At 66.1% G+C, this 8,553-nt stretch carries 9 protein-coding genes; 6 read left to right on the top strand and 3 right to left on the bottom strand.

Annotation, left to right across the window (positions count from 1 at the left end; all coding sequences use genetic code 11):
• The first annotated feature begins 25 nt into the window (after nucleotides 1-25).
• Nucleotides 26-832, top strand: a complete 807-nt coding sequence (locus tag UNPF46_RS03660; RefSeq protein WP_142249072.1) for an N-acyl homoserine lactonase family protein — start codon at nucleotides 26-28, stop codon at nucleotides 830-832.
• Between the two features lie 122 nt (nucleotides 833-954).
• Here UNPF46_RS03660 and UNPF46_RS37275 read toward each other — a convergent pair whose 3' ends face one another.
• Nucleotides 955-1,212, bottom strand: a complete 258-nt coding sequence (locus UNPF46_RS37275; RefSeq protein ID WP_174719081.1) for a hypothetical protein — start codon at nucleotides 1,210-1,212, stop codon at nucleotides 955-957.
• 263 nt (nucleotides 1,213-1,475) lie between these two features.
• Between UNPF46_RS37275 and UNPF46_RS03670 the strand changes: the two genes are divergently transcribed.
• Nucleotides 1,476-1,850, top strand: coding sequence for a hypothetical protein (locus tag UNPF46_RS03670; protein WP_142249073.1), 375 nt, complete (start codon nucleotides 1,476-1,478; stop codon nucleotides 1,848-1,850).
• Between the two features lie 156 nt (nucleotides 1,851-2,006).
• Here UNPF46_RS03670 and UNPF46_RS03680 read toward each other — a convergent pair whose 3' ends face one another.
• Both UNPF46_RS03680 and UNPF46_RS03685 read right to left on the bottom strand, forming a co-directional pair.
• Nucleotides 2,007-3,284, bottom strand: coding sequence for a polysaccharide deacetylase family protein (locus UNPF46_RS03680; protein ID WP_142249075.1), 1,278 nt, complete (start codon nucleotides 3,282-3,284; stop codon nucleotides 2,007-2,009).
• 179 nt (nucleotides 3,285-3,463) lie between these two features.
• Complete coding sequence (locus UNPF46_RS03685; RefSeq protein ID WP_142249076.1) at nucleotides 3,464-4,270, bottom strand: polysaccharide deacetylase family protein; 807 nt, start codon at nucleotides 4,268-4,270, stop codon at nucleotides 3,464-3,466.
• A gap of 83 nt (nucleotides 4,271-4,353) precedes the next feature.
• On the opposite strand from UNPF46_RS03685, the gene mgtE reads away from it, so the two are divergent.
• From mgtE to tolA, 4 genes are all read left to right on the top strand, one after another.
• Nucleotides 4,354-5,775: a magnesium transporter gene (gene mgtE / locus UNPF46_RS03690; RefSeq protein WP_100179399.1), complete on the top strand. Its 1,422-nt coding sequence runs from the start codon at nucleotides 4,354-4,356 to the stop codon at nucleotides 5,773-5,775.
• A gap of 363 nt (nucleotides 5,776-6,138) precedes the next feature.
• A complete protein-coding gene (locus UNPF46_RS03695; RefSeq protein ID WP_142249077.1) occupies nucleotides 6,139-6,456 on the top strand; it encodes a helix-turn-helix domain-containing protein in 318 nt (105 codons plus the stop codon).
• Between the two features lie 133 nt (nucleotides 6,457-6,589).
• Nucleotides 6,590-7,408: an aldo/keto reductase gene (locus UNPF46_RS03700; RefSeq protein WP_100179397.1), complete on the top strand. Its 819-nt coding sequence runs from the start codon at nucleotides 6,590-6,592 to the stop codon at nucleotides 7,406-7,408.
• Between the two features lie 49 nt (nucleotides 7,409-7,457).
• Nucleotides 7,458-8,408, top strand: a complete 951-nt coding sequence (gene tolA, locus UNPF46_RS37280) for a cell envelope integrity protein TolA (protein WP_181769756.1) — start codon at nucleotides 7,458-7,460, stop codon at nucleotides 8,406-8,408.
• The last annotated feature ends 145 nt before the right edge of the window (nucleotides 8,409-8,553 follow it).

Raw genomic sequence — 8,553 nt, forward strand, 5'->3', positions numbered from 1 at the left:
CGCGCATCCCTGATCGGAAGACGTCATGGCTGACCCGGACTACGAGCTGTTTGCCATCCGCTACGCCACGCGCGATGCGCAGCGCAGCGAGCACTTCATCGGCGGCGACCCGCATGACGGGCCGATGCCGATGGACTATTTCATGTGGCTGGCGCGGGGAGGCGGGCGCACCTTCGTCATCGACACCGGGTTCAACGCGGAGATCGCCAGGCAGCGCAGGCGGAATTTCCTGCGCTGCCCGGTGGAGACGCTTGCCGCGTTCGACATCGACCCTGCCGACGTCAAGGACGTGATCCTCACGCATCTGCACTACGACCATGCCGGCAATTTCGACCGGTTTCCGAACGCGCGATTTCATCTCCAGGAGCGCGAGCTCGCCTATGCCACCGGCCGCTATATGCAATATCCGAGGCTGTCGCATTCCTTCGAGGTCGAGGATATTTGCGGGATCGTGCGGCTGAACTACGCCCGCCGGGTGCTGTTCTACGACGGCGACGCCGAGATCGCGCCCGGGCTGACGGTCCATGCGGCGGGCGGACATTCCGCCGGTCTGCAATTCGTCCGCGTCAACACCCGCCGCGGCCCCGTCGTGCTCGCCTCCGACGTCAGCCATTTCTACGAGAACATGACGAGCGAGCGTCCGTTCACGACGGCGTTTCATGTCGGCGACATGCTGGTGGGTTTCGACAAGCTGCGCGCCGCGGCGCCTGACGCGGACCACATCGTTCCCGGCCATGATCCGCTCGTCATGGAGCTCTACCCCGCGCCAAGCGCGGATCTGAATGGCGTGGCGGTGCGCCTCGACGTGGCGCCGGCCGCAACGCCGGCGTAGCCGCGCGTAGCGAGTTGCAGATCCGCCTGTACCGCGGTGGTTCGAAACCGAGGCCTTTGCCGTACATCTTCGCCCCCGGCGGTCTGCGGGCGACGCCGTGGCCGGCCCTTAAGCCGCCCCGCTCAGCCATATTCCTCGCCGATGCCGTATTCCCGGTAGATCTCCAGCGGGTCGAGGTCGGGAAACAGGCGGCATTTGGCCTGGGCGAGGTGCAGGCTCACCGCCGCCGGCTCCTTGCCGCTCGAGAGCATCTTGCGGATGTCGTCCATATGCGCGTTCGGCTGGTGCTTGGGTTCGAGCTGCTCCAGCGCGACCAGGGCGGTCGCGAGGGCCTCGGTCAGAACCCATTCGTCGTGGCCGGTGATTCCCTTCTTCGGCATCGGCAGACCCCGGATGTGGCGGCACGGCGCAGTCTATCGCGACTTCCGCCAAATCGCCATTGAGCCGTTACGGGAGGGAGCGCCCTTGCATTATGGCGGCGTGTGGCTAAAAGGCGGCAAGTTGCGGGGCCGTGGTATCTTTGCTGAAACAATGTTGGCGTAGACGGGCGTCCGCAGGGATCAGGCTGGCTATTCCGGTCTGGGCCCCTGATCCCGCATTGGGCAGCACGGTCCCGGTTGCCCCCTTCAAGGCTTGAGCCAGCATGGTTTTTCTCAGCTTCGTCTACCGCTTCCTCACCAATTTCGCCTTCATGGCGATGGTGTATTTCAGCCTGAATTTCATGGAGAAATATCCGAACCGGGCGATCGTCGCGATCCTGGTGCTGGTCTATGCCGCCATGCGCGCGGCCTCGACGCTGCGCGCCTTCTACTTCTACCAGAAGATAGAGAGGCTGGAGGCCGAGACGCGGCGCCTTCAGGGTCCGATCAACGACGGTTCGGGCGGGACCAACGCGCGCAAGCAGGTGGTCGCCGACGTTGCCCGGCTGCGCCGCGACGGCGAGCTCAAGTCCTATATGGACCTGTTCTTCCTCGCGCTGATCGTGCTGCTCTGCGTTGCCGCCATCCTGCGGCAGTAATTCAAAGACCCTGAATGAAGCGCGAAGGCGCTTCATTCTGATCGCATCGCGCCTGAGAGCGTTTTCGAGCGAAGTGGACACCGGTTCGCGTGAAGAAAACGCGTCAAACCAAGAATCTAGAGCTTCGGTTCTGATTCAATCAGAACCGGATACGCTCTAGGCGCGCTTCTTCAGACTGGCGACGCGGGTCGGGCGGGGCGTGCCGCTCTTGACCTGCGCGGCATGCTTCGGCGCGGCAGGCGCCGCATGCGCAGTGTGCGGCTTGGCCGTCTTGTTGCGTGCGAGCTTGCCCTTGGCCCCCTTGGCTGCATGCGGCGTCTCCGCCGCCATCGCCAGCCGCGTCGCGGCCCGCCGCGACAGCGTCGTCGACAGCAGCACATCGACCGAGCCTTCCGGAATCGCAAACAGCGCGCGGCCGGGCACGGGCAGGGTGGATGCGATATCCATTTGCCCCTTGGTCCGGCGTGGCAGCAGCGGCTGATGCTCGGTCTGCGCATTGAGGTCGGCGAGCGAGGGTGCCGGAAGCGTCCTGGTCTGCGTGAACACGAAGTTCGGGACACGCGGCCAGCGCGCGATCGGCACGGTCTCGGTCGGCGGATGCAGCAGCCACTCGACCTGTGTGGTCGGCGTCGCCGGCCGGTCGGCGGTCGCCGGCACCACATGCACGATGCGGTAGCCGCGTGCCTTGAGGTCGCGGATGATCTTCGGCAACGCCGCGACCGTCCGCGCCTGGATGTCGTGCAGCAGCAAGATGCCCTTGCCCTTGGCCTCCAGCCGCTGGATCGCAAGCTGGTAGACGCGGTCGGACGACACATGGCGCCAGTCGTCGGCCGGGAAATCGGCGCTCCAGACCTGGATGCCGCGCGAGATCAGATAGTTCTCGACGCCCTCGGCACGCATCAGGCCGGGGATGCGGAAGAACGGCGCCAGCTTGGACGGATCGGTCATCGCGGCCGAAGTCCACTCGATGCCGCCGTTGATCTCGGGCTCGAATTTCTCGACCGGCATCCGGTCGAAGGTCAGCGGATGGTTCATGCTGTGGGTGCCGACGGTGTGTCCCGCCGCCACCAGCTTGCGCACGCCTTCCGGGTTCGCCTTGGCCTGGCTGCCGATGATGAAGAAGGTCGCCTTGATGCACTCGTCGTCGAGTATCTTGAGGACCTGGTTGGAATATTTCGGCAGCGGACCGTCGTCGAAGGTGAGGACCACTTCATGGTCCTTCAGCGGCAGCGTCTCGCGGTACTGCATGGTGCCGATCCGCGGGTGCTCGTGCGGATCGACCACGAGGGTGCGGGAGGTCCCGAGCGCGTCGGGACGGCCGGGACAGTCGGCCGCGAGCGCTGCCGGCGCTCCCAGGGCCGAACATCCGAGGAAACCACCGAGGCAAAGGACGATCCACGATCGCGTCCGCAAAACAACGCTACTTCCGATCATGAACCCGGTCTGCCCTCATATGCGATTGCCGCCATAGTAGGTCGGAGACATCGGGAAACGGTTCAGGCGCCAAAAGCCCTTCCCGATACAAACTCCCCGTCCATTTGCAGGGCGTAGCATGAACAGAGTGTTAATAGGTCCCAGATCACCCCATTTTGCGCCGGCGTGACATTCCGGCATCAGCGCCCGTCGGCGTTCTTCTGTGACGTGCCCGACGGTACGATGTGGACGATCCGGTAGCCATTCTCCCGCAAATATCGCAGGAAGGCCGGCATCATTGCGGCCGTGCGCGCCTTGTTGTCGTGGAAGAGGATGATGCCCTTGCCGCTCGCGGCGAGGCGCTCGGTGACGAGTTTCAATTGCTGCTCCGGCGTCATCTCCTCCCAGTCGCTGGCCCATAGATCGGCCCCGAACACCACGATGCCGCGCGACTGGAGCAGGTCGAGCTGCGCTTGTGTCGACTCGAAATAGGGGAAGCGGAAGAACGGCGTCGAGGGCGTCGTCGTCGAGGTTCCGCGCAGCGCCATCTCGTCTGCGGCAATGCCCCGGTCGATGTCGGCCATGGCCTTCTCGAACGAAATATGCCCCATGAGCGGATGCGAGTAGGAGTGATGGCCGACGGTGTGGCCCTCGCGGGCGATGCGTTTGACCATCTCGGGATGCTCGGAGGCGTGCTGGCCGATCAGGAAGAAGGTTGCTCGCACGCATTCCTGTGCCAGCGCGGCCAGCACCTTCGACGTCGTCGGCGGGGTCGGTCCGTCGTCGAAGGTCAGTACGACCTCGTGATCGGCCAGCGGCAGCGTCTGCGTAAAGCTCTTCAGGCCGACGCGCGGATGGCTCTTGGGATCGACGCTGAGGACGCGCGAGGTGCCGAGCGCGTCCTTGCGCGGGCACTCGGCGGCCTCCGCCGCGGCGCTGCCGATGACGGTCGCGGCGAGCACGCCCGCCATGGTCGAGGTCCACCTCAGTCGCGGCATCTTTGTCATTGCGCTCGGCTTTGCCTTGTGGGTATTGCCTGAACAATCAGCTCACACCACCCGTTCCAACCTGTCAAACGGCGAGGCGCGCCATGGATGAACATATGGACGTTGCCCGATCCGCCGCGGATTCGGTACTCGACCACGTGCCGATGCGCAATGAAGACGGCGAAATTCGTCATGAATTCGTCGAGGAGATCGCCCGTGCGATCGAGGCCGGCGACAGCGCATCGCTGCGCGCCTGCGTCGCCGAGCTGCACGAGGCCGATCTCGGCGATCTCATCGGCGCCCTGGAGCCCGACGACCGCGTCCGCCTGGTCGAGCTGACCGGGGCCGATTTCGACTTCTCCGCGCTGAACGAGGTCGACGAGGGCGTCCGCGAGGAGATCCTGGACGAGCTGCCGCCGGAGACGGTCGCCGAGGGCGTCCGCGAGCTCGAATCCGACGACGCGGTCGAGCTGCTGGAAACCCTCGACGAGGCCGAGCAGGAGGAGATCCTCGAAAAGCTGCCGCTCAAGGAGCGCGTCGCGCTCGAGCGCAGCCTGCTGTATCCCGAGAATTCGGCCGGCCGGCGGATGCAGACCGAGTTCATCGCGGTACCCCAGGATTTCACCGTGGGGCAGGCGATCGACTACATGCGCGAGACGCCGGATCTGCCGGACCGCTTCTACGAGATCTACGTCGTCGACAAGGATCAGCATTGGCAGGGCGCGGTCTCGCTCGACGTCCTGCTCCGTGCCCGCCGCCCGGTACCGCTCACTGAATTGACCGACGAGGACCGCCGCCGCGTCTCCGTCCTGGAGGACCAGGAGGAAGTCGCGCGCATGTTCGGCAAGTACAACCTCGTCGCGGCACCGGTGCTCGACACCCAGGACCGCCTCGTCGGCGTCATCACCGTCGACGACGTCGTCGACGTCATCGAGGAGGAGGCGGACGAGGATCTCAAGGCGCTCGGCGGCGTCACCAGCGACGAGGAGCTCTCCGACACCGTCTTCACCATTGCGCGCGCGCGGTTCAACTGGCTGCTGGTCAATCTCGCCACCGCCTTCCTGGCGTCCTCGGTGCTCGGCCTGTTCGAGGGCCAGCTGGAGAAGATGGTCGCGCTCGCCGTGCTGGCGCCGATCGTCGCGAGCCAGGGCGGCAATGCCGCCACCCAGACCATGACGGTGGCGGTGCGGGCGCTGGCGACCCGCGAGCTCGGCTCGTCCAACGCCTGGCGCGTGGTGATGCGCGAGGCGCTGGTCGGTCTCGTCAACGGTCTCGCCTTCGCGGTGATCACGGGGATCGCGGCGGTGGCCTGGTTCAAGATACCCGGCCTCGGCATCGTCATCGGGCTGGCGATCATCTGCAACCTCGTCGCAGGCGCGCTTGGCGGCATCCTGATCCCGATGGCGCTCGAACGCGTCAGGGCCGACCCGGCGGTGGCGTCGGGAACGTTCGTGACCACGGTGACTGATGTGGTCGGGTTCTTCTCCTTCCTCGGCATTGCCACGCTCTGGTTCGGGCTGAGGTAGCGGGCGGTGTGGGCTCGGGCTCTCTCCACGTCATTGCGAGAAGCTCTTGCGACGGAGCAATCCAGAGTGCCGCCGTGGAGGGATCCTCGATTGCTTCCGCCTTCGCCAAGGCTTCGGCGGACAAGTCGCTGCGCTCGCAATGATGATGGTAGGCAGCGCGGGCGCCCTCACTCTCGTGTCCCGGGCGCGCTGCGGCGCGGAGCGCTGCTGCGCAGAACCGGGACCCAGAAGGCGGCGTACTCCGCGGCGAGATGGGCCCCGGCTCTGCAGCGCATCACTTCGTGCTGCGCAGCGTCCGGGGCACGAGACCATCTTTAATCCGAACTTAAGCGACCTGCCGCATCATCGCCCGCGCTTGGGGGAATGGGCATGCGTGTGCGATTAAAGGCGGACGGACGGATCGTCGAGGTACGGGACGGGCAGGAGTTTCCGGTCCAACCGTCACCGGAGCAGCCCGCGATCGCAAACCCGCCGGCCGAGGCTGGCTCGCTCGCGGTGCGCGATTTGCGCCGCCGCGCCTGCCTGACCCAGATGGAGTTCGCCGCCAAGCTCGGCGTTCCCGTCGAGACCATCCGCAACTGGGAGCAGGGCAAGCGTGCTCCGCGCGGGCCGGCCCGCGCGCTGCTTGCGGTGATCGCGCACGCCCCCGAGACTGTGTTCCAGGCGCTCGCCAAAGCCTGACGGCAGCCCTGGCGCACACCTCCCGTTAGTCTTGCGCCGAATATCCGGCCGGATCGCCGCTGCGTCCGTTGGCAGTGTCGCGGGCGGGGTCCATAATGACGTCAGGGGCTGCCGCAACGGAAGAGGAGTCCTCATGCTGTTCGTCGAGGCCAATGGCGCAAGAATTCCGGCGATCGGGCTCGGGACCTGGGAGCTGAGCGGAAGGCCCGCCGCGCGCGTGGTCGAGCAGGCGCTGCGGCTCGGCTACCGCCACATCGATACCGCGCAGGTCTACGACAATGAGCGCGAGATCGGCGACGGCCTGCGCTCCTCGGGCGTGCGCCGCGACGACGTGTTCCTCACCACCAAGGTCTGGACCAACCATTTCGCGCCCCACGATCTCGAGCGCTCGGTCAAGGAGAGCCTGGCTCGCCTGCGGCTTCCGAGCGTCGATCTGTTGCTGCTGCACTGGCCCAACCCGCACGTGCCGCTGGCGGAAACGCTGGGCGCGTTGTCGCATGCGAAGACGATGGGGCTGACCCGCCACATCGGCGTCTCCAATTTCACGGTCGCGTTGCTCGAGCAGGCGGTGGCGCTGTCGCCGGAGCCGCTCGTCTGCAACCAGGTCGAATATCACCCTTATCTCGACCAGACGAAGGTGAGGGCGGCCTGCGACCAGCACGGCCTTGCGCTCGTCGCTTACAGCCCGATCGCCAAGGGGCGCATCAAGACCGACCAGACGCTGGCCGAGATCGGGCGCACCCACCACAAGTCGCCGGCCCAGATCTGCCTGCGCTGGCTGGTGCAACAGAATGTTGCTGCGATCCCGCGCACCTCGCGCATCGAGCGGCTGTCCGAAAACATCGAGATCTTCGATTTCGAGCTCTCGGCGGACGAGATGAGCCAGATCGCCGCGCTCGCCAATCCGAAGGGCCGTCTGACCGATTTCGGCTTCGCCCCGAAATGGGATTGAGGGGAGACCGCGGTATGCTAACAGCAGGGCGGAAATCCAAGATCGAACGATGGAACTGCGGACCTTCATACGGACGGACATTGCGGCGTCGGCGCTCGCGCATCTGACGCTGGTGGCGCTGATCATCGTGATCAGCGAAGTCCATCCGTTTCGCACCCAACAGCCGGAGACGGTGACGGTCGATATCGTCACGCCGGAGCAGGTGAAGCAGGAGGTGGCCAAGGCGGAGGAGAAAGCTCAGGAGGAGGCGAAGGAGAAACCGCCGGAGCCCGAGCTGAAGCTGCCGAAGCTGGATTTCACCGACAAGGCACCGGAGGCGTCGAAGTCTGCGGCCAAGCAGCAGGCGCCGTCACCGCAGCCTTCTCCCGAACCGCAACGGCCCGCGCAGCAACAGCCCCAGCCCCCGCCGAAGCCGCGCGAGGCCAACGCACAGCCGCAACAGCCTCCACCACAACAACCTCCACCGCAACAGCCGCCGCCGCAACCCCAGCCTCAGGCGATGCCGCAACCGCCGCAGCCGCAGGCACAGCAACCGCCGCCACAGTCCGCGCCGCCGCCGGCCTATCAGGCGCCGCAGCCTGACGTCACCGTCAAGTATGGCGTCATGCTCGGCCTGCCGCCCGAATTGCCGGCGCCGCTGCCGAAAGACGCCCCCAAGGACGATGGCGGCGACGCCAAGGATTCGATCGCAGCCAAGCTGCCGGCCGAGATCGTCGCCGAGCTGCGCCGTCATTTGCGGGGCTGTGCGAAATTGCCGGCGGGCCTCAGCCCGACCGACAACGTTCACATCAAGCTGCGCACGGTGTTCGCGACCGACGGCACGCTGGCGCGCGAGCCGATCCTGATCGAGGCCCCGCCGTCCGCCAAGGGCGTGGCCCTCGTGAAGTCCGCCATGAGCGCGATCCAGGGCTGCCAGCCTTACAAGATGCTGCCGCCCAATCTGTACGAGGAATGGAAGGTGATGGACCTGCCGTTCAGTCCGCGGGATTTCGGAGGCTAGCTCTCCTGGTCGGGGTAGCCCGGATGGAGCGAAGCGCAATCCGGGGCCGCTCGCACCGCCCCGGATTGCGCTGGCGCTCCATCCGGGCTACGGCGCCGTGCCTGTGTCGCCCTCTGTCAATCCGCTGCCGCAAAAATATTCCGCT

The sequence above is a fragment of the Bradyrhizobium sp. UNPF46 genome, from assembly GCF_006658625.1.
Lineage (GTDB): Bacteria > Pseudomonadota > Alphaproteobacteria > Rhizobiales > Xanthobacteraceae > Bradyrhizobium > Bradyrhizobium nitroreducens.

Bases quoted from the DNA above. Each gene is read 5' to 3' on its own strand.
- UNPF46_RS03660 (WP_142249072.1), top strand. From the start codon at position 26: ATGGCTGACCCGGACTACGAGCTGTTTGCCATCCGCTACGCCACGCGC.
- UNPF46_RS37275 (WP_174719081.1), bottom strand. From the start codon at position 1,212: ATGCCGAAGAAGGGAATCACCGGCCACGACGAATGGGTTCTGACCGAG.
- UNPF46_RS03670 (WP_142249073.1), top strand. From the start codon at position 1,476: ATGGTTTTTCTCAGCTTCGTCTACCGCTTCCTCACCAATTTCGCCTTC.
- UNPF46_RS03680 (WP_142249075.1), bottom strand. From the start codon at position 3,284: ATGATCGGAAGTAGCGTTGTTTTGCGGACGCGATCGTGGATCGTCCTT.
- UNPF46_RS03685 (WP_142249076.1), bottom strand. From the start codon at position 4,270: ATGACAAAGATGCCGCGACTGAGGTGGACCTCGACCATGGCGGGCGTG.
- mgtE (WP_100179399.1), top strand. From the start codon at position 4,354: ATGGATGAACATATGGACGTTGCCCGATCCGCCGCGGATTCGGTACTC.
- UNPF46_RS03695 (WP_142249077.1), top strand. From the start codon at position 6,139: ATGGGCATGCGTGTGCGATTAAAGGCGGACGGACGGATCGTCGAGGTA.
- UNPF46_RS03700 (WP_100179397.1), top strand. From the start codon at position 6,590: ATGCTGTTCGTCGAGGCCAATGGCGCAAGAATTCCGGCGATCGGGCTC.
- tolA (WP_181769756.1), top strand. From the start codon at position 7,458: ATGGAACTGCGGACCTTCATACGGACGGACATTGCGGCGTCGGCGCTC.